The organism is Pseudarthrobacter sp. TRD_SC_9 (assembly GCF_055361265.1).
Genome location: NZ_CM143956.1, coordinates 23,745 through 43,551, shown reverse-complemented (window position 1 = coordinate 43,551; position 19,807 = coordinate 23,745). Strand labels below are relative to the sequence as shown.

Sequence of the window (19,807 nt, the reverse complement as noted above, 5' to 3'; positions counted from 1 at the left end):
TGGGTAGCAGTAGTTGCCGTTGAGGGCCTTCTGAACGGCAACTACTGCTACCTGGTTGGGACGGTTACTCGGTAAGGTACCGGCATGGACATCATCCTCGTACCCGGATTCTGGCTGGACGCGAGCTCTTGGGAGGAGGTGACCCCTGCCCTCGAAGCGGCGGGCCATGCGGTGCACCCGCTCACCCTGCCCGGCCTGGAGTCCGCCGACGCCGATCGTTCCGGAATTGGCCTCCGGGACCATGTTGACGCCGTCGTCCGCGTTGTTGATTCCCTGGACGGAAAGCCGGTGTTGGTGGGGCATTCCGGTGGCGGCGCCATCATCTCCGCGGTTGCCGACGCCCGGCCGCTACGACGTTCCCACCACCGTCATCGCGTGCGAGTTCCCGTCGTCCATGCTGAAGGAATTTCTGGCTGCCGGGCACCCGTTCACAGCAGAGTTGGCGCAGATGCGCGACGTCGAATATGTGGACCTGCCCACCGGTCACTGGCCACAGTTCACCCGTCCGTCCGAGCTGGGTCAGGCGATTCTGGCTGCGGTTCAGAAGGCTCGGGTTTGAGCCGCATCTCCTCAGACAACAACCGGTAGGCCCGCGTGGCGAAGGCAAACAGCGCCAGCGCCACCATCGCCAACCCACTGAAGAGAAACACCAGGGCAATTCCCCGGGCTTCGCCCTCGCCCAACAGCCACCCCCAGGTGGCCTGTCCGGCGCCGGAGTCCATGTAGGGGATGATCCAGAACTCGGCTATCGGGGCAATCAGGAATGCGGTGACGGGGGCGGCCGCGGACTCAAAGGCCTGTGCAAAGCCAAACACCCTTCCTTGCCGCTTGAACGGGACCACCTTCTGGATGACTGTCTGTTCCGCCGCTTCCACAGCCGGGATCAGCATCATGTAGATCCAGGTACCCAGCGCGTAGAGCCACCACCACTCGCGGATGGTGAAGAACGCGCCCAGCAGCCCCATGACGGCGACTACCAGGAGCATGGTGCGGATGGGGTTGCGCCCCAGTCCCCACTTCGCTATTACAAGTCCGCCAATGATGAAGCCCGTCGATGCAACGCCAAATACCACGCCCCACAGTTCCACGGGAAAGAGCGTCAGACCGTACGGGTCCATCAGCGCGATATACACGCCGGCGATCAGATTGTTGAACGTGGCGAAAAGAATCAGGGCAAACAGCCCCGGAACGCCGCGGATCACCTTGATGCTGCCGCGAAGGTCGATGGTGGGCGGGCGGCCACCATCCGCCACGGGCTGATCCTCTGGAATGCGAAGCCACATCAGGTGCACCAGGGCCAGCAAGGTTGCGGCAATGGCTATGGCCAGTGTCCACCCCATGCCAACGAACCCAATCGCCAGCCCGCTGAAGACGCTGGTGACAATGAACGCCATGCCCTGGACAGTGCCCACCATGCCGTTGGCATTAGCGTGCCGTTCCAATGGAACCAGCAGCGTCACGGTGGTGGACAAGGCAATATTCCGCAGGTTTTCCACCACGGAGCCCAGCAGGATGACGACGGCAAAGAGCCAGAACCACGGGCCGCCCAGGTCCACCAGTTCCGATTCAGGGTGGCTGAGGTAAAGGAACCCGGAAGCGATGAAGGCAGTAAGAGTGACGATGCTGGACAGCACCATGACGTGGTGCTTGCGGTGCCGGTCCACCACGGCGCCGAACAGGATGCCAAACGCCGCCACCAGGAGCATGTACGCGCCACCGATGATGCCGGTGGCCAGCACCGATCGTGTTTCCAGGTACACCCAGAATGTCAGTGCAAACCACAGGAAACTGGTGGTGACATTGGCGATCATGGTGTTCACGAGCACGTGGATAAACGTCCGCATACCGTCTGCCGGGACTACCGGCTGATCCACCCCCGCGTGGCTTCTTTCCGTCACCCACATCAGCGTACTGAGCGCCGCGGCCATGCGGAAGACCTCACCGTAACGTTGTTTCGAAAACTCCTTGTTACGCTTGCAGCAGTGCTTACTTTGATGATTTCCTGACCTACCTGTCCGATTACCGGGCATCCCGGTCCAGCAGGCTTAACGCTCCGTGCGGAGTGGTGATTCGACGTCCCCTGATGGGGCCCCGTTAAGGGCCCCATCTCCCGGACCATCGCCAAAATCACCCCCAGGAGTACCTCATGTCCACTTCCCTGCCTTCCCCTGCCCTCCGCCCGGACTGCGCCAACTGCTTCGCCCTGTGCTGCACAGCTTTCGGATTCAGCCGCTCAGCTGATTTCGCCATCGATAAACCGCCGGCCACGCCTTGCGGCAACCTGGCGGAGGACTTCTCCTGCACCATCCACGCATCGCTTCCTGCCCGTGGCTTTCGCGGTTGTACAGTCTTTGACTGTTTTGGCGCTGGCCAGGCCGTTTCACAGCAGTTGTTCAGGGGCGTCAGCTGGAGCGCTGATCCGTCCAGCCGGCCGGAGATGTTTGCCGCCTTCGGAATCGTCCGGCAGTTGCACGAAATGCTGTGGCATCTGGAAGAGGCGGGACGGCGTGCCTTCGACCCGGGCCTCGCGCAGGATGCCCGGCACCTGTCACATGCCATCCAAACCCTCACTGCCGGGCCGGTCGACGCACTGCTGAAGTACGACGTCGATACCCTCCACTTCCGTGTCAGAACGGTCCTGATCGAGGTGAGCGAGGAGGTCCGGGCCGGCTTTGCCGCCACGGGCAACGAGCATTTAGGCGTCGAGATCGAGGCCGGAGCGGACCTTGCCGGGCGCAACCTCAGCCACCGGCGGTTGAGCGGGGCCGATCTTCGCAGCGCGCTACTGATTGGCGCCGACCTGCGCGGCTGTGAACTCTCCGGTGCTGACCTGCTGGGGGCGGACCTGCGGGATGCGAAGCTCGGAGGTGCCCGGCTCGAGGCGGCGTTGTACCTGACGCAGCCGCAGCTCAATGCGGCCTCGGGAGATGCCGCCACCACGCTGCCGCACCGCTTGAGCGCCCCGTCACACTGGCTCACTGGACCCTAGCCGTGCCGGATGTGGATCAGAGGCTGGACGCCTTGGCGAGTAGAACGGCCCTTTGCTGCTCATTCGCGGTGAGTTCGGCCGCCTGGAGCAGTTCGGACCTGGCCTCCTCGGTTCTTCCAAGTCTGGTGAGCAACTCACCCCGGATGCTCGGCAGCAGGTGCGAGCGCCGGAGGGCGCCCTTGGCAGCCAGCCGGTCCACTATGGTCAGAGCAGCGGCGGGGCCTGTGGCCATAGAAACCGCGACGGCGTAGTTGAGCTCCACTACGGGGCTGGGGGCCAACCGTCCCAAGGCTTCGTAGAGCAGCACAATCCTGTGCCAGTCTGTTTCTTCGAAGCTGGCGGCGGTGGCGTGGCACTGTGCGATGGCAGCTTGCAGGCAATAGTTGCCTCTTCCACGGCCAACCGCATCCGCATGGGCCAACGCCGCCACGCCACGGCTGATTTGTGTTCTGTCCCAACGTGACCGGTCCTGGTCCGGGAGCAGGACCGGACTCCCGTCGGGCCTGACCCGCGCGGCGAACCGGGACGCCTGAAACTCCATGAGCGACAGGAGGCCGTGAACTTCGGGTTCCCGCGGAAGCAGACCGGCCAACACGCGGCCAAGGCGCAGTGCTTCATTGGCGACCTCGGTGCGAATCCACCGGTCACCGGACGTGGCCGCATAGCCTTCGGTGAAGATGAGGTACAGCACGGCCAGCACCGCACTCAGGCGCTCGTTCCACTCGTTGGGTTCAGGGGTGTCGAAGGGCACGTTCGCGGCCGCCAGGGTTTTCTTTGCCCGCACGATGCGCTGCTGGACGGTGGCGACGGGAACAAGCAGCATCCGCGCGATTTCCTCCGTGGTCAGGCCACCGACGGTTCGAAGCGTCAGTGCTACCTGCCCTTCCCGCGAGAGCACGGGGTGGCAGGCGATGAAGACCAGCCTGAGCACGTCATCAGGGATCGGCTCCCACTGGTCCTCGGTCATCTCCTTGAGCTCGTGGGCAATGGTGCGGTAACGGTCATCGAGCCGTTCCCGGCGACGCCAGAGATCGATTGCCTTGCGTTTTGCCACGGCCGTGAGCCAGGCGCCCGGGTTATCCGGTGCGCCTGACTCCGGCCACTGCTTCAGCGCGTCGATCAAGGCTTCCTGGGCGAGGTCCTCGGCCAGGCCCAGATCGCCAGTCATTTTGGCGAGCGTAGCCACGATCCGGGCACTTTCGATGCGCCACACGGCGTCCAGTGTTCGCTGGATCGCGGGCTTCACGACGGCGCGTTCCCGGTTCATGTGGCTAGGGCTGGTTGAGTTCTTCGCGCCAACCGGCTTCCTTTTGCAGGAATTCGTTGTCGGAGAAGTCTTCAAAGTCACTCATGTCGGTGACGCGGCGGACTTCGAGTTTGCTGCCCGGGCCCAGGGGGCAGCGGCTGGCCCACTGGACTGCTTCTTCTTTGCTGGCGGTCTGGATGATCCAGAAGCCGTTGAACAGTTCGTGGGTTTCGCCGTACGGACCGTCGGTAACGATGGGGTTTTCGGCTGAGAAGTCGACGACGAATGCTTCACTTATGTCATCGGCCAGCCCCTCGCCGGCCAGCAGCACTCCGGCTTTCATCAGGGATTCGTTGTAGGCGCCCATGGCGTTGATGATCTCTGTGAAGTCGGCCGCTTCGTAGGCTTTTTTTGCTTCATCGGTGGCGCGCATGATCAGCATGAATTTCATGGTTCTTCTCCTTGAACTGAGGACGCCTTGTGCGTCCTTCTACTATGGCGTCGAACGGGCGGGCACCGGATCGACATGCCTGAAAGAATTTCTTTTTCACAGCGCGCTGCTCGGTTGGAAGGCCCGGAAACGTACAGTGCCGCCCAGCGGGACCTGGGCGGCGAGCGCCAGGTCCTCCTCGGCCACCACCGCGATTACCGGGTACCCGCCAGTCACCGGATGGTCGGCCAGGAACAGCACGGGCCGGCCGTCCGGCGGCACCTGCAGCGCTCCGGCCACCATGCCTTCACTGGCCAGTTCTCCCGCCCGGGTCCTGACCAGCGGTTCGCCGGCCAGCCTAAGCCCCACCCGGTTTGATTGCGTTGTCACGGACCACACCTGCCCGCACAGCTGCTCCAGCGCAGCGGCGTCGAACCAGTCGTCGCGAGGTCCCTGGATGACACGGAGTTCCGTGATGCTGCCAGCAGCCGGGTAGTCCGGTTGCGGTTCAGGAGGGCCGACGACGCCGGAAGCCGTGCGGGTGCCAACCGGCAGCAGCTGCCTGGCCGCCAAGGGGGACGAGCCGATCCCGGACAGTACGTCGGTGGCCCGGCTACCCAGCTGTGGTTGCGTTTCGATGCCTCCGCGCACGGCGAGGTAGCTACGGAATCCTTCTGGTGTCGGGCCCAGTTCAAGCCTTTCACCGTCCATGAGCACAAAGGCCGCGGCCATCGGTACGCTCCGTGGTGCCCCACCGTCGTCGAACTCTTCAGCGACGAGCGCACCCGTTGCGGCAGGGCGCAGCAGCAAGGACGCGGGCGCTCCGGTGACGGCCACAATCCGGTCGCCCACCGCCTGGACGGTCAGCCCGGGGCCAGCCGCTTCAATGCAGGCTGCACCGGGTTCGTTACCCACCAGACGGTTGGCCCGGCGAAGGGAGGCCCGGTCCAGGGCGCCCGAAGCGGGCACTCCCAGGTCTTCGAAGCCAGGCCTGCCCAGGTCCTCGATCAGGCTGAGCAGGCCTGGGGAGACAACCTGCAGTCCGTCCGGGGTGGTGACGCGGGCCGGAGCCGGCTTGGAAACGGCAGGACCGGCAAGCCGCACCAACTCACGCACGGGATGGAACCGGACAGAATCTCCCGGTTTAACCAGCGCGGGGTCGGGACGGTCAAGGTCCCACATCACGGCATCGGTGTGGCCGATCAGCCGCCAACCGCCGGGTGAACTGCGCGGATACACCGCAGAATAATTTCCGGCCAGCGCCACGGAACCCGATGGAACTGCCGTCCTGGGTGAGTCCAACCGGGGAACGTCCAGGCCGCCGTCGCCCAACAGATAGACGAATCCGGGCGCAAACCCACCAAACGCGGCAGCCCACCGCTGCCCGGAATGTGCCTTAACAACTGCCTCCACACTCCGCCCGGTCAGCGTGGCAACCGTGGTGAGGTCCTCGCCGTCGTACACGGTGTTGATCACCACTTCGGCACCGGCAGGCTGTTCGTCCGGCGGTGGCAGTTCCAGTGCCAGCAATGCCTTGCGGAGTTCACGGACAGCCGGGGCGGACTCGGCCATCACCAGCACGGTAACTGCTGCCGGCACTACCTGGTCCTGGCCGGGAAGCGGCGCTTTCCGCAGGGCCGCCGTCAAGGCAAGGACCTCCTCGGTACCGGCGAGTTCAGCCAGCAGGGCCCGGGACCCTGCGGCGCGCACGGACAGCACACGGATGACGCTGCTCCGGCCTGTCATGGCGCCTGTTACCCCGTTTCCGTCAGGCATCTTCCAGCCGGACCCCCGGCTTCCACCATTGTGCCGTTGTTAGGCTGGGAGTATGAACCGAACCTTTTCTGCCCTCACCGCCCTGACCGCAGCGGTGCCCCTGGCACTGCTTTTGGCCAGCTGCTCGGTCCAGGAAGCAGCCAAAAGCGCCGTAAGTGATGCCACCTCCAAGGTTGCCACTGCGGCTGCTGACGAGGTCCGGGGCCAGGTGTGCGCCCTGGTGGAAGACGGGCTGGTGAGCCTTAGTGAGCAACAGGTGCTGAGCGGGCTGGTAGGCGCTGCGGAAGCCGCGGGAGTACCGGAGGACGTTATGACGCCGATGCGCCAGATCGCAGACGCCGGAGACCAAGTGCCGGGAGACTCCGTGAACAACCTGAAGGACGCCTGCGCTTAGGCACCTCAGTGCCCGAAGCCTAGCGCTTCCCCTTCTTCCGTGAGCCTTTGCCCCTGCCCTTGTCCGGGTTGGGAGCGTAGCGTTGCGCCACCCTGGGCTTCTTGGCGCCGGTACCGCGGCGGTCCGGCTTTGGCTCCTTCTTCGGCTCCTCCTGCCGGGCAGAGGGCTGCCGGGAACTGTGAGCGGTGCGGCCCCGGACAATGCCAATGAACTCCTCGATGACCTCATCAGTGGAATCGGTGGGCCAGGCAACAGCGATCTGGGTGGCAGGGGCTCCGCTAAGCTTTCGCGCCACGGTGTCCCGCACGTTGAAATGGCGGGCTACGGGCTGCGGCAGGATTACCAGCCCTGCGCCCGTCGCCACCACCTGCATGGCCGTCTCCGGGCCGCCCATCCCGGCGACGTCCAGGAACGACTCCTCCAAAAGGTCGTCGAGCTCCACTTCCTCGAAGACGGAGATCTCGTGCCCCTTCGGCGCCACAACTGCCGGCTGTTCTTCATAAAGGGGAATGACACTGAGGCCCTCGCGCTCCACCGGAAGCCGTACAAAGCTGAGATCCGCGGAGCCGTCACGGAGCACTGACAGCTGCCCGGCGTCGTCGGTCATAAAAGCCTCCACCGGAATCCCTGGCATCCGCTCCTCCCAGCGCCGGATCCACTTGCCCGGAGTTACCCCTGCAACGTAGGCGAAACGGAGCACGCGCGCAGCGGAATTACCAACGGGATCCCCTGCGGCAGCACCGGCAGCGTCATCAGTGGCCGCATTAGCGGCAGGCGCTATGGGGCTGTCAGCGGCAGGATCCACAGGAAGATCAACAAGGGGATTCTCGGGACGGGATTCGTTGGACTCAGGCACCCCTTCACAGTACCGCGCTGCATCCGCGTGCTCCCGGGCCTGTGGCGGGCGGATACCCTAGATGCATGACTTCCGCTAACTCCCAGTCCATGAAACCGGCCACCGTCGCGAAGAAGCTCGGTATCTACCTGCCGGCAACACCGCAGGAGTTCCAGGATTCGACCATCACCCGCGAGGAATTCGCTGAACTCCAGGCCAACCCGCCGGAATGGCTCGTCGAACTGCGCCGTAACGGCCCGCACCCCCGCCCCGTGGTGGCCCAGAAGCTCAACATCTCCATCAGTGGTTTGGCGCGTGGCGGTGTGGAAGAAGCCCTGACGACGGCGGAAATCACCGCTCTGCTGCAGGCCCCTCCGGCGTGGCTGGTTACCGAGCGGGCAACCCAGGCCGCGGTCCGTGAAGAGGCCAAGCGCGTTAAAGAAGAGGCTGCCGCGAAGGCCGCCAAGGCAGAGAAGGAAGCCAGGCGCTAAGGGCAACCGGCCTGCAAAGCAAACGGCTCGGGTGGCTGGTTTCAAGAAGCTGAGGTGCTGGTTACGGGAAGCTGAACAGTCCGTTACGTGGCTGGACAGCGAGTAGAAGCTGGCGTAGATTCATGGTCACAACGCCGCCTTTACGGGCGGATCACTTTCGGTGTTATGCACCATCGGAAGCAGAAAAGCTGCTGTAGCAAAACGGCGGCACAAGTTGCATAGACGGAATCGAGCCAAGGAATGGACACCTCGCATTTCCAGACCTTCCTTACGGAAGCCACCATCGCCGATCCTGAGACGGACAGCCCCTTGGGGGCGGACTGCCTCTACGGCCTCTACGTCAGCTGGTGCGTCCTCCAGGGAATCCAGCCCCGCTCAGATGCGGCCTTCCGGGCCGGCATGGCCCAGTGCGGTGTCAAGGTCCACGACACCCAGCTGAGAATGCAGGGGCCGGCCGCTGCCGATTACATCCTGTCCAGCTACCCCGCGGCAGTGTAGGACCCCAGGCACAACCATTGACTACCGGTTCGGACAGGGCTGCAATAGAAGGAGCAGCCTTGACGGTCGGCAGGGAACGCGTTGGAGGTGCCATGTTCACGGAAGTCATTACCCAGGTGGCGGTCTTCTGGCCCGCCTTGGCCTGCGGCCTTGTGCTTTCCGTAACCACAGCAGCCACGTCGCTTGCTGTCCGACATCACCGGACTACACCGACGGACGACGTCGGCGATCAGTTGTTCTGGGATCTTTTCGCCGGTGCCGCGGTAGCGGTTCCTGCCGTCGTGCTGCCTTCACTCATTTCGCCCATGGCAGGCCTGGCGGTAGCCACTGCCGGTGCGGCTGCCGGTATCGGCGCCTACCGTAATTACCCGCAGCTCGCTGCACTCCAGCAGGAACGACGGCGGCGGAACAGGGCACTTAGCGGGCTTGGCACCGCCGTCGAACGCCATCAGCGGACCATCGAGAGCTGGCGGCGGTATGAACTGGACCCTGCCCTGGCCATCGACTTTCCGGCCATGTCCGACGTCCGCCAGCCCGAGACAGCCCAGCTGATCAGGGCCATGAGGTCTGCAGAAGCCGTGAGCCCTGCGGACGAGCCGGAGAACTATGCACGGGCCGTGGAGCGTCTGGAGCACGCCCTGCGGCAGGCCGAAGCCGCCGCAGGGGCGCGGCCCGACCCCCAGACGCCGTAGCGCAATCTTCCAGGGTGCTTACGCCACCGGGACGGTGAGTCGGGCGGCCTCGAGGATCCGTTCGGCCGTCTTCCGTCCCATCCGGATGGCGCCGTCCACGTGCTGGTAACCTTCAGCTGCCAGGTCCGAGGAGCACCAGTAGATCGGACCTACAGGCGTGTGCTGATCCTTGCCGTAACGGTGCAGTCCACCAAGATCGTAGCTGGAGGCGTACGCGCCCCTGGTCCATTCCTCCGAACCCCAATCGGACTCGTAGTAAACCTCAGGCGTCAGCGCCTTGTCGCCCAGGAACCCGGCAATCGATTCGAGGATGGCCCGTTTCCGAGCATCCGCACTGAGTTCGAATACGGCGTCTGCCTTTTCGTCGGAGATGAAGCCCACCAGGGTGCCCCGGCCATCACCGTAGTTGGTGTTGTCGTAGACCTCCTGCACCAGCGAGTCGGCGCCGAAGCCTGTGCCGGACAGGCCGTCCTCCCGCCAGAACGGGGTGTTGTAGACAGCGTGCACCTTGATGACCAGGCCGAGTGACTGGTGCTGGTGCATCTGGTGCTGGCGACGCGGCAGGGGCGGATCGAAGGAGACCCGTGAATACAGGTTCGGGGGCACTGCCATGACCACAAATCCGGCCTGCACTGTTGCCCCGTCCGCGGTGACGGTCACGTGGCGGCCGGGGCCGCCGTCGTTCGCTTCCTCCCAGCGGATGGTGCGCACCGGACTGTTCAGGATGACGTCGTTGCCCAGTTCGGCTGCCTGCAGGAGCGAGACCTGCTGCATACCGCCCACAACACGGCGGTCGAGGATGAAGTCTTCGTCGGTGAGGTGGCTGAAGGAGCCGGCAGAGGCCGCCATCAGGACTGCCTGCAGCGCCGAGAATGCGTGGGCCGGCTTGGTGAGCATGCCCCCGGCGATAAACAGGCCGATGTTCTTGCACGCTTCTTCGTCTCTGGAATTTGCGCGCAACCAGTGGTGGAAGGAGATGGTGTCCAGCTCGCGAGCTTTGGGGTGGGCCCAGGGTTCCGTGGCGCCAATCTCAGCGGCGAGACCATCCAGGATCGCGATGAGTTTTTCCATCTCGGCCTTGGTTTCCGCTCCTACCGGGAAGGTGTCCCCCGTGTAGCGGGTGGGCTGGCCGTCCTGGCCCACATAAATCGATTCGCCGTCCCGGTAGCGTGGGTAGGTCTCCAGGCCCAGCTCGTCCAGCAAAGCCAGAAGCTCGGTCTGGTCGGGCGAGACCCACTGGCCGCCGATTTCCAACATTGCACCGTCGATGGTGTCGGTCCAGGTGCGCCCGCCCACACGGTCACGCGCCTCCAGCACAGCCACTGTCAGTCCGGCCTTCTTCAGTTGCCGCGCGGCGGTGAGGCCGGACGGTCCGGCTCCGACAATAACGACGTCGCGTTCCAGGTTCTGCATGATGTCCTCTCTCTGCGACCCTCCGTTGTGGTAATCCGGGTCACTAAATGAATGCCATTCATTTATAGTCACTATAGCCGCGACCGCCCGGCTGCGGAAGAGCGGCTGGACGGCCAGTGGAATAATGCTGGGGAACCGATCGAAAGGCCAGCAATGCCGGCAGTACACTCCACCGCAGGTAAAGGAACGGCAACAGGAAAACGGAAAGTCCGCACAGCGGACGACGCCGGCACGCCTCCTGGTGCCGCCCGTCGCCGCGCCGGGCGGCCGGCAGCTGCAGTGCTGGACCTCTCAGGGATTACCCGGGCCGCGCTGGACCTCATCGGCAGCAAGGGCTATGACGGCCTCACCATGGCCGCCCTCGCCCGCAAGCTGGACGTGGCGCCGTCGGCCCTTTATAACCATGTCGAATCAAAACATGACGTGCTGGTCCTGGTGGAGGACCACCTGATGTCCCTGGTGGACGTCTCCGGTTTTGGCTCCGGTCCTTGGGAAGACGCGGTGCGCACCTGGGCCTGGAGCTACCGGGATGCGTTTGCCGCCCACACGCCCCTCATTCCCGTGATTGCGGTGTTGCCGGTGACCGACGCACCCCGGACCCTGGCGATGTACGAAGTGGTCAGCACAGGGTTCCGTGACGCCGGCATTCCCGAAGCCAGGATTGTGCCTGCCATTGTGGCACTGGAATCCTTCATCTTCGGCTCGGCGTATGACGTCACTGCCCCGGCGGACATCTTCGATCCGGGAACCATGTCCGGGTCCACCCCGGGATTCACGGCAGCTGTCCAGAGTTTCGCAGCGGAAGGGGAGGAACGCCCAGCGGACGTCGCGTTCGGCCTTGGCCTGGAGGCCCTGATCACCGGCCTTGGCTCGCTCCGGCGGTAGCTCCCGGGACCCCGGGACCCCGGGCCCGGGAGCTACGAGCGGCCCTGGCCCGCATAACCGGCGCTGGTCCGCACCGCTCATGCGGGCGCGGGCCGCTCGGGTTAAACGAAAAACACCCCGGTCCGAAGACCGGGGTGTTTCAATTGCGTGCGCGAGGGGGGATTTGAACCCCCACGCCCTTTCGGACACTGGCACCTGAAGCCAGCGCGTCTGCCGTTCCGCCACTCGCGCGCAAATGCATACTGCTTGTTCTTTACCTGGCCACAGCCCCGGATCCCGGAACCGCATCCCTGTAAAAGCAGCGAGATCAAGCATAACGGACACCTGCGCGAAAACACCAATTGAGCGACCTCCATGCTCTCAGCGAAGACAGTGCGGTCTCTACACAACCTCTCCAGTTCCCGGTCCCGCAGCCCGTGACGCCGGGCACACGACCTTACTTGCCGAACTTTTCCGGCGTCCGGCACGTTGGCGATTAAGGTCATTCCGGGGGTCGGCAAGTAGTATCAGATGTAAGAGCGCCTGCTTCCGGCAGGCCGGACAGTGACTTAACCGTAGGGCAAGGACCGTCGCACGCGGCAGGTTCTGGACACGGCTGCCAAGCAGCCGGAAGGAAAGGAGAAGGGCCATGGGTTTGCTGGACAAAGTCGAGCGCGGCATCGAAAAAGCCGTCCGCGGCGTCTTCTCCACCGGCTCCAAAGCCCACGTGGAGCCCGTCGAAATCGCCAGCCGGCTTCGCCGCGAGGTGGACCACAAGGCGTTGACTGTCGCCGCCGGCCGTACCCTGGCACCCAATGTTTTTGATGTCCGGCTCAGCGACGAGGACTTCGAGCGTGCCCAGGAATGGGGAACACCGCTGGCTGAAGAACTGTGCGACGTCGTTATTAACCATGTGCGCAGCCAGGGATACACACTGCAGGGTCCCGTACGCATTTCCTTCCTCCGTGACGAAGCCCAGCGTCCCGGCGACTTCGAGATCACCACCAGGACGGAGAAGTCCTCCGGTTCTGCAGGTCCTGCCCCGCACCGCCCCCATGTCCCCGCCGCGCCTTCCCGACAGCCCGTCCGGCTGCAGCCTGTCCTGGATATTGACGGCCAGCGCTACTCGCTGAATGCAGCCTCCGTCATCCTTGGCCGTTCCTCTGAAGCCGACATCCTGGTGGACGATACCGGCGTGTCCCGTAAGCACCTGGAGATCCGGACCGAAAACGGCTCCAGCACGGCTGTGGACCTTGGGTCTACCAACGGCAGCTACGTCAACGGCCACAAGGTCGCCGGCACCATGGAACTCACCGACGGCTCCACCATCACCATGGGCCGCACCAGGATTATCTTCCGCCTGCTTCCGGCGGGCAACGGGAGCCGTGCATGAATGAGATCAGCGACCTCACCGTAACGGCGCTCCGCTTCGGATTCCTCATCCTCCTCTGGATCCTGATTTTCAGCATCGTTTCTGCCATGCGGCGCGACCTGATGATCGGGCGCAAGGCCGCCGCTGGAACACCCACCGCCCGCGAGGTCCGCAAGAATCCGGAACTGGCCGTCACCACCCCGCCTCCTCCCCGCCAGCAGCCCCGGCAACTGGTAGTGGTCGAAGGCCCGCTGAAGGGCACTACCATCCCGCTGGCCGCGAGCCCTATCCTGCTGGGACGGGCACAGGAAGCCACCTTGGTCCTGGAGGACGATTACGCCTCCGGCCGGCACGCCCGGCTCTTTCCGCAGGGCAGCCGCTGGTTTATCGAGGACCTCGGTTCCACCAACGGAACCTACCTTGCAGACCAGCAACTCACCCGCGCCCAGCCCATGGAGCCCGGTGTTCCCGTGAGGATCGGCAAGACGGTTATCGAATTGAGGCCATAGGCAATGGCCTCCCAGGACCATCCCGCCGAGGGCCATCCCGTCCCCGCGCGGCCACTGATCATGCGGTTTGCTGCCCGTTCCGACGTCGGCCGGATCCGGGCTAAAAACGACGATTCCGCCTATGTGGGCCGGAACCTTGCCGTCGTTGCCGATGGCATGGGCGGCCACGCCGGCGGCGATGTCGCTTCAGCCGCCACTGTCCTGGACATGATCCATCTGGACCATGACGACTACAACGGTGAAGCCACCACGGTCCTGGCGGACGAGATCCAGACAGCCAATTCCCTGCTGTCCGAACTGGTCCACATCAACCCCAAGCTCGCCGGGATGGGCACCACCGTCACCGCCCTGCTGCTGGCGGACGGCAAGCTGCACTTCGCCCACATCGGAGATTCCCGCGCCTACCGCTTGCGCAATGGCGTATTTGAGCAGGTCAGCGTTGACCACACCTTCGTCCAGCGGCTCATCGACGAAGGCAGGCTCCGCCCGGACGAAGCTGAGACGCACCCGCACAAGAACGTCCTGATGCGCGTCCTGGGTGACGTCGACGCGAGTCCGGAACTCGATCTGGACGAGTTGGACGTCGAGCCAGGCGAACGCTGGCTGCTCTGCTCCGACGGGCTGAACTACGTGGCCGGCCATGTGATCGAGCGGACAGTCCGTGAAACAAAGGACCTCCGTGAATGCGTGGAAGCGCTCGTTGACCTCACGCTGGAGGCTGGCTCTCCCGACAACGTCACCGTCGTGATGGTGGAGATCGCCGAGCAAACGTCCGACGACGTCAATACAGCGGCGGTGGACATAGTTCCGGCGGTGACGGCCTCCAAAGAGGATCCCGCGGCCGCTGAACCTCCCGCCGTCGCCAGTCCTGCTGCCAAGGGCACTTCCCCAGACGAAACAAGCGACGACGGCATCACCGTGGGCGGTCCCGGTTCCGTACGCGCCACATCCGCTCAGGCCGCCGCTGCCGATCCCGCTTCCGACGAGGCGGCCACTGGTGGCACCCCAACGGCAGATAATGGACGCACAGAAACTGCAGACAACACAGAAGGCACCAGTACGGATCCGCACCTCGGTGAACACCTCTCCGCCGAGGTGCTGCGTGAGGAGTTGGAATCCCGTCCCCATGACCTCGTCGGCGCTGCGGCCAGCGCCGCCGAAACCGGCTCCATCCCCACCATTGCCGGCCGCACCGTAGCGCGCAGGGCCGCCACCGTGCTCACGCACAAAGCAGAGCCATCCGTACCCCTGGATCAAGAGGATGACATCGTGCTGAACCGGCCGCGGCGCTGGGTCACCATCAGCATTGCGGCAGCTCTGCTGCTGATCCTCACCACAGGCCTGTGGCTGGGCTATGCCTGGACCCAGACCCGGTATTACATTGGCGAACACGACTCGAAGGTGGCCATCTTCAACGGGGTTTCACAGCGGCTTGGCCCCTTCCAACTGTCCACGCTCGAGACCGTGACGGAGATCTCCATGGAATCGCTCCCGGCGTTTTCGCAGCAGCGGGTTCGTCAGACAGTACCTGCCAGCGACCTCTACGATGCCCAGCGCATTGTCCAGAACCTCAAGACCACAGGCGTGACGTCCCCCGAAGATGAGTGCCTGCCGCCGTCGCCCAGCCCATCGGCAACCACTGGCACGCCGGTGGCCACCGAGACTGCTGCCGCGGCGCCGACGCCGGTCTCTCCGTCACCAACCGCTACTCCAAGCTGCGTGGGGACACCATGATGCAGATAACCTCCGTACCCAAGCCACGCCGCAATGTTGAACTGGTCCTGCTGATCCTGGCCCTCGCTGTCGGCATCGGTGCCAGCGCCATGGTGGGCATTGACGATCCTTCCTCCTTCGACAGCGATTTCTGGTTCCAATCCAGCCTGCTGGCGGTGGCTTCGCTGGTCTTCCACGCGGTGTTGAGGATTCGCGCAAAATATGCCGATCCGGTAATACTTCCGCTGGTCGTGGCCCTCAATGGCCTCGGCTTGGCCATGATCCATCGTCTCGATGGGCCCACCGATGACACCGGTAATAATCAGCTGCGCTGGACATTACTGGCAATGGCAGTTGCCATCGTCGTGATTTGGTTCCTTAAAGACCATCGCGTGTTGCGGCGCTTCACCTATATTTCATTGGCGGTCAGTGCCGTGCTCCTGATCCTGCCTCTGGTTCCGGGCATCACCGCCGGTGAGATCCTCGGCGCCCGGGTCTGGATCAGCGTGGGCGGCATGACCTTCCAGCCCGGCGAAGTAGCCAAAATTACCCTCGCTATATTCTTTGCGGGATACCTGTCGTCAAACCGGGACTTGATCCTGCTGGCCGGCCGCAAGGTTGGCCCGCTTCAATTCCCGCGGTTCAAGGACATGGGCCCCATGATCGCCGCCTGGCTGGTCAGCATCGGCGTCCTGATTTTCCAACGCGACCTCGGCTCTTCGGTCCTCTTCTTCGGTCTCTTCATCGTCATGATCTACGTGGCTACAAGCCGAATCAGCTGGGTGCTGATCGGCGTAGCGTTGCTGGTGGGCGGCGGACTGGTTGCCGCGCAGGTCTTCTCGCACGTAGCGCTCCGGATCGACGGCTGGCTCAACGCCTTCGAACCCGAGGTTTACGATCGCAGCGAACAGGTTGTTCAGGGCCTCTTTGGAATGGCCAACGGTGGCCTGATGGGCACCGGGCTGGGCCAGGGCCGGCCGTGGCTGGTGCCGTTCGCCAATAGCGACATGATCATTGCCTCCTTCGCTGAGGAACTGGGCCTGGTGGGCATCTTTGCCATTGTGCTGATGTTCCTGCTGCTGTTCACGCGGGGATTCCGGGCGGCCCTTGGCACCAGGGACGCCTTCGGCAAACTCCTTGCCTGTGGACTGTCCTTCGCCCTGGCCCTGCAGTGCTTCGTAGTGATTGGCGGTGTAACCCGGTTGATCCCCCTGACGGGTCTGACCACTCCGTTTATGGCTGCCGGCGGATCCTCGCTGCTGGCGAACTGGATCATCGTCGGCCTGCTGCTGATGATCTCCAATACCGCCCGGGGGCCTGTTGACACCACGCCTCTGCCGCCCGCGCAGGACGCTACAGGCAGCCAAAAGTCAGTATCTACCCAGGCGGTGAAGCAACAGTGAACCAGGCTATCCGCAACTCCTGGATTGCCGCGATCGCCATGTTCGCGCTGATCTTCGGCGCCCTGAGCTATGTCCAGGTAATCGGTGCCGATGACCTCAACACCAACCCGTTGAACAAGCGGGCGCTGCTCCAGAATTACTGCAACGACCGCGGTTCCATCATCGTGGCAGGAACACCTATCGCCGAATCCGTTGAAGGCACTGCCTCCTGTGGCTTCCAGCGGACCTACAACCAGCCGGAACTCTACGCCGGGCTCACGGGATTCTTCTCCCGCAGCTACGGCGCCACCGGACTTGAATTTGCCATGAATGACGTCCTGACCGGCAACTCTGACCAGCTCTTCCTGGACCGCATCGGCCAACTGTTCCTCGGCAACCAGCCCCAGGGCGCTTCGGTGGAGCTCACCGTTGATCCCGACATCCAGCAACTGGCATATGACCTCATCCCTGAGGGCCAACGTGGCTCCATTGTGGTCAGCAACCCCAAGACAGGCGACATCCTTGCCATGGTGTCCAAGCCGTCCTACGATCCCAACCTGATTGCAACACAGGACAGGGCCGCAGAGACTGCCAACTACGACGCCTTGAACAAGGTCCCGGGCATCAATCTCAACCAGTCCGTCAGCGGCCCCACGGGTGGCCTGCTTGCCCCGGGCTCGGTGTTCAAGCTGGTTGACGTCGCTGCGGCGCTTAGCTCCGGCAAGTACAACGCGGACAGCGTGCTGGAAAACCCGGCGCAGATGACGTTCCCTGGCATCGGGTACACGCTTCCCAACTACGCTGGCGGAGACTGCTATACCCGGGACACGGCGTCGTTTGCCTTTGCGCTCCAGCAGTCCTGCAACACACCGTTCGCGGCGATCGCCCGGGACCTCGGGCAGGGCGCCATTGCCGAGCAGGCCCGTAAATTCGGCTTTGGTGAGGGTATGGGCAACCAGCTGAAACTGCCGTATGAGACCAGCTTCTTCCCCGAGGAGGAGCTGGACGCTCCTGGCCTTGCCCAATCCGTCATCGGCCAGCGGGACGTTCGAGCCACACCGCTGCAGATCAACCAGATGACCTCCGCCATCGCCAACGGCGGTGTGCAGATGAGCCCTAACCTCGTCAAAGCGGTCCGGTCACCCGATCTGCGGGTACTGGACGAGCCTCAGCCCAGCCAGCTCCGAACCTCCACCACGCCGGAGATCGCCCGGCAGATCACCGAGTGGATGGCCAGTGCGGTCAGCGAAGGCATTGCCAACGGCGCCGCAGTCAACGGTATCCCGGTGGCCGGTAAGACCGGAACCGCTGAGCTGGGCGATGGCTTCAACAACTCATGGTTTACCGGGTTTGCCCCCGCAAATGATCCCCAGGTGGCTGTGACTATCGTCATGGAAGGCGTAGACATCACTACCGGAGCACAGCTAACCAGTCCGAACGCGAAGAAGATTTTTGAGGCGGTGTTGAATAAGTGAGGCCTACATCGGGAATCACCCTCGGCGGCAGGTTCCAGTTGACCACCAGGATCGCGATCGGTGGAATGGGCGAGGTCTGGAAGGCCAAGGACCTCATTCTGGGCCGCATTGTGGCCATTAAGGTGCTGAAAGAGGAATACACCGGCGATCCTGGCTTCCTGCAGCGCTTCCGCGCCGAAGCCCGCCACACCGCCCTGCTGAACCACCCCGGCATCGCCAATGTCTTTGACTATGGCGAGGAGGAGGGATCGGCTTACCTCGTCATGGAACTGGTGCCCGGCCAGCCGCTGAGCAGCATCATTGAGCACGAACAGGTGCTCTCACCTGACCGGACGTTGTCCTTCATTGCCCAGACCGCCCGTGCGCTCTCCGCCGCCCACGAGCAGGGCCTGGTCCACCGCGATATCAAACCCGGCAACCTGCTGATTACCCCTGATTCCAAGGTTAAGGTAACGGACTTCGGCATCGCGCGCCTGGCGGACCAGGTCCCGCTCACGCAGACCGGCCAGGTCATGGGAACCGCCCAGTACCTTGCGCCTGAACAGGCCACAGGCCAGACCGCCACCGGTTCCTCGGACATCTACTCGCTTGGCGTTATTGGTTACGAGTGCCTTTCCGGGCACCGGCCGTTCTCCGGCGAATCACAGATCGCGATCGCGCTGGCCCAGGTGAATGACGCGCCGCCGCCGCTGCCCGAAACACTGCCCCGGCCGGTTCGGGCGCTGCTGATGTCCATGCTGGCCAAGGATCCCAAGAACCGGCCGGCCAACGCCATCAAACTGGCGGAAGCTGCCGAGGCCATCCGCAATGGCGACATCGACGCTGCCCATGCCGCCGTTCCCGGGATGCTCCTCTTCGAGGCAGCCACAGGCCCCATCACCGCACCGGTGGACATCCCAACCGCCCCCACCGGCGTGATCGGCCCGGACCAGGAACGGACCACGACGGCGACCTCCGCTTTGCCGGTGCTTGGCGCCGCCGGCGCCGGGGTTGCGGCGGCCGGAGCAGCCGCCGCTGCGGCTACCCCTGAGGGCGTGGCCCGGAGCAGCACGCTCTCGCGTGCGGACGCTTTGGCCGCGGAACGCGAATGGGAAGCAGACGACCAGCCTGACGAGCCCGTGGATGAGCCGGAAAAACGCGGCCGCAGCCCGTGGACGTGGCCGCTTATCGCCTTGATCCTGCTGATCCTGTTCGCGCTCATAGGTTACTTCCTGAGCCAGTCCAACCTGTTCCCGTCCGGTGGCACCACGGCGAGCGAAACAACCACCAGCAGCCGGACCAGCACGGCCACGACCCGGGCTTCCACCCCGCCGCCTACACAAACCCAGGCGCCCACCCCGACGCAGCCGCCCGCACCGACGGTTGCCATGGTCAACATCATTCCAGCGGCCTACCTGGGCCGGGACTATCGCGAGGTGCAGAACGAACTCGCCCTGCTGGGACTGGATGTGCGGCTCGCCCCCCAACAAGACGCCGCCGTGGCTCCCAACAAGGTAACGGGAATAGATCCGGCAGGATTGGTGGAAGAGGGAACCACCGTCACCATCACCTATGCGACTGCCCCGCCGCCCCCGCCTGTCATCACTCCCGAACCCACCGTAGAACCCACACCAGCGCAGACCACCACATCTGCGGCAGCCCCTGGTACCACCCCCAACCGCGCCTGCAACGTTGGTGAGCAGCCCGGCTCTCCGCCTACCTGCCAGCCGATCCTCAGCCAGTAGCTCC

Annotated in this window: 18 protein-coding genes, 1 tRNA gene and 1 pseudogene; 13 read left to right on the top strand and 7 right to left on the bottom strand. The window is 64.1% G+C overall.

Translation table 11 applies throughout. From position 1 onward, the window contains the following. Positions 1–84: 84 nt before the first annotated feature. Positions 85–559, top strand: a pseudogene (locus ACWA13_RS00220) (alpha/beta fold hydrolase). Here ACWA13_RS00220 and ACWA13_RS00215 read toward each other — a convergent pair. Further along, complete coding sequence (locus ACWA13_RS00215; RefSeq protein ID WP_463937976.1) at positions 498–1,844, bottom strand: MFS transporter; 1,347 nt, start codon at positions 1,842–1,844, stop codon at positions 498–500. The pseudogene ACWA13_RS00220 and the gene ACWA13_RS00215 overlap by 62 nt on opposite strands. Before the next feature lie 302 nt (positions 1,845–2,146). Between ACWA13_RS00215 and ACWA13_RS00210 the strand changes: the two genes are divergently transcribed. Next, positions 2,147–2,989: a pentapeptide repeat-containing protein gene (locus ACWA13_RS00210; RefSeq protein WP_463935935.1), complete on the top strand. Its 843-nt coding sequence runs from the start codon at positions 2,147–2,149 to the stop codon at positions 2,987–2,989. Between the two features lie 16 nt (positions 2,990–3,005). On the opposite strand, the gene ACWA13_RS00205 is transcribed toward ACWA13_RS00210, so the two are convergent. The 3 genes from ACWA13_RS00205 to ACWA13_RS00195 all read right to left on the bottom strand — a co-directional run bounded on the left by ACWA13_RS00205 (position 3,006) and on the right by ACWA13_RS00195 (position 6,441). After that, the gene (locus tag ACWA13_RS00205; protein WP_463935934.1) at positions 3,006–4,256 is read right to left on the bottom strand and encodes an RNA polymerase sigma factor; all 1,251 of its coding nucleotides are present in this window, start codon (positions 4,254–4,256) and stop codon (positions 3,006–3,008) included. Positions 4,257–4,260: 4 nt separating this feature from the next. Then, entirely contained in the window at positions 4,261–4,686 is a 426-nt protein-coding gene (locus ACWA13_RS00200; protein ID WP_463935932.1) for a YciI family protein, read from the bottom strand. Positions 4,687–4,782: 96 nt separating this feature from the next. Then, positions 4,783–6,441 (bottom strand): 5-oxoprolinase subunit B/C family protein, encoded by a 1,659-nt coding sequence (locus ACWA13_RS00195; RefSeq protein ID WP_463935930.1) that lies wholly within the window; start codon positions 6,439–6,441, stop codon positions 4,783–4,785. 52 nt (positions 6,442–6,493) lie between these two features. Between ACWA13_RS00195 and ACWA13_RS00190 the strand changes: the two genes are divergently transcribed. Further along, positions 6,494–6,835, top strand: coding sequence for a hypothetical protein (locus tag ACWA13_RS00190; RefSeq protein WP_463935929.1), 342 nt, complete (start codon positions 6,494–6,496; stop codon positions 6,833–6,835). Between the two features lie 19 nt (positions 6,836–6,854). Here ACWA13_RS00190 and ACWA13_RS00185 read toward each other — a convergent pair whose 3' ends face one another. Then, complete coding sequence (locus tag ACWA13_RS00185) at positions 6,855–7,535, bottom strand: LysR substrate-binding domain-containing protein (protein ID WP_463937975.1); 681 nt, start codon at positions 7,533–7,535, stop codon at positions 6,855–6,857. Between the two features lie 221 nt (positions 7,536–7,756). On the opposite strand from ACWA13_RS00185, the gene ACWA13_RS00180 reads away from it, so the two are divergent. The 3 genes from ACWA13_RS00180 to ACWA13_RS00170 all read left to right on the top strand — a co-directional run bounded on the left by ACWA13_RS00180 (position 7,757) and on the right by ACWA13_RS00170 (position 9,351). Beyond that, positions 7,757–8,161, top strand: a complete 405-nt coding sequence (locus tag ACWA13_RS00180; protein ID WP_463935927.1) for a DUF5997 family protein — start codon at positions 7,757–7,759, stop codon at positions 8,159–8,161. Between the two features lie 240 nt (positions 8,162–8,401). Then, positions 8,402–8,659, top strand: a complete 258-nt coding sequence (locus ACWA13_RS00175) for a hypothetical protein (protein ID WP_463935925.1) — start codon at positions 8,402–8,404, stop codon at positions 8,657–8,659. Positions 8,660–8,718: 59 nt separating this feature from the next. Beyond that, the gene (locus ACWA13_RS00170) at positions 8,719–9,351 is read left to right on the top strand and encodes a hypothetical protein (protein WP_463935924.1); all 633 of its coding nucleotides are present in this window, start codon (positions 8,719–8,721) and stop codon (positions 9,349–9,351) included. A gap of 18 nt (positions 9,352–9,369) precedes the next feature. Here ACWA13_RS00170 and ACWA13_RS00165 read toward each other — a convergent pair whose 3' ends face one another. Beyond that, positions 9,370–10,764 (bottom strand): flavin monoamine oxidase family protein, encoded by a 1,395-nt coding sequence (locus ACWA13_RS00165; protein ID WP_463935922.1) that lies wholly within the window; start codon positions 10,762–10,764, stop codon positions 9,370–9,372. Positions 10,765–10,917: 153 nt separating this feature from the next. Between ACWA13_RS00165 and ACWA13_RS00160 the strand changes: the two genes are divergently transcribed. Then, positions 10,918–11,649: a TetR/AcrR family transcriptional regulator gene (locus tag ACWA13_RS00160; RefSeq protein WP_463935920.1), complete on the top strand. Its 732-nt coding sequence runs from the start codon at positions 10,918–10,920 to the stop codon at positions 11,647–11,649. 148 nt (positions 11,650–11,797) lie between these two features. On the opposite strand, the gene ACWA13_RS00155 is transcribed toward ACWA13_RS00160, so the two are convergent. After that, positions 11,798–11,880 (bottom strand) — tRNA-Leu (locus ACWA13_RS00155). 397 nt (positions 11,881–12,277) lie between these two features. On the opposite strand from ACWA13_RS00155, the gene ACWA13_RS00150 reads away from it, so the two are divergent. From ACWA13_RS00150 to ACWA13_RS00125, 6 genes are read left to right on the top strand one after another with little or no spacing between them, the layout of a single operon-like run. Next, positions 12,278–13,021 carry an FhaA domain-containing protein gene (locus tag ACWA13_RS00150; RefSeq protein WP_463935918.1) on the top strand — a complete coding sequence of 248 codons (744 nt, stop codon included), beginning with the start codon at positions 12,278–12,280 and terminating at the stop codon, positions 13,019–13,021. Between the two features lie 5 nt (positions 13,022–13,026). Then, positions 13,027–13,509, top strand: coding sequence for an FHA domain-containing protein FhaB/FipA (locus ACWA13_RS00145; protein WP_463937974.1), 483 nt, complete (start codon positions 13,027–13,029; stop codon positions 13,507–13,509). Between the two features lie 3 nt (positions 13,510–13,512). Continuing rightward, positions 13,513–15,243, top strand: coding sequence for a PP2C family protein-serine/threonine phosphatase (locus ACWA13_RS00140; protein ID WP_463935916.1), 1,731 nt, complete (start codon positions 13,513–13,515; stop codon positions 15,241–15,243). After that, positions 15,240–16,625, top strand: coding sequence for an FtsW/RodA/SpoVE family cell cycle protein (locus ACWA13_RS00135; protein ID WP_463935915.1), 1,386 nt, complete (start codon positions 15,240–15,242; stop codon positions 16,623–16,625). The genes ACWA13_RS00140 and ACWA13_RS00135 overlap by 4 nt, the downstream gene beginning before the upstream one ends. Continuing rightward, the gene (locus ACWA13_RS00130) at positions 16,622–18,079 is read left to right on the top strand and encodes a peptidoglycan D,D-transpeptidase FtsI family protein (protein WP_463935913.1); all 1,458 of its coding nucleotides are present in this window, start codon (positions 16,622–16,624) and stop codon (positions 18,077–18,079) included. The genes ACWA13_RS00135 and ACWA13_RS00130 overlap by 4 nt, the downstream gene beginning before the upstream one ends. Further along, positions 18,076–19,803, top strand: coding sequence for a serine/threonine protein kinase (locus ACWA13_RS00125; RefSeq protein WP_463935912.1), 1,728 nt, complete (start codon positions 18,076–18,078; stop codon positions 19,801–19,803). The genes ACWA13_RS00130 and ACWA13_RS00125 overlap by 4 nt, the downstream gene beginning before the upstream one ends. Positions 19,804–19,807: the final 4 nt, after the last annotated feature.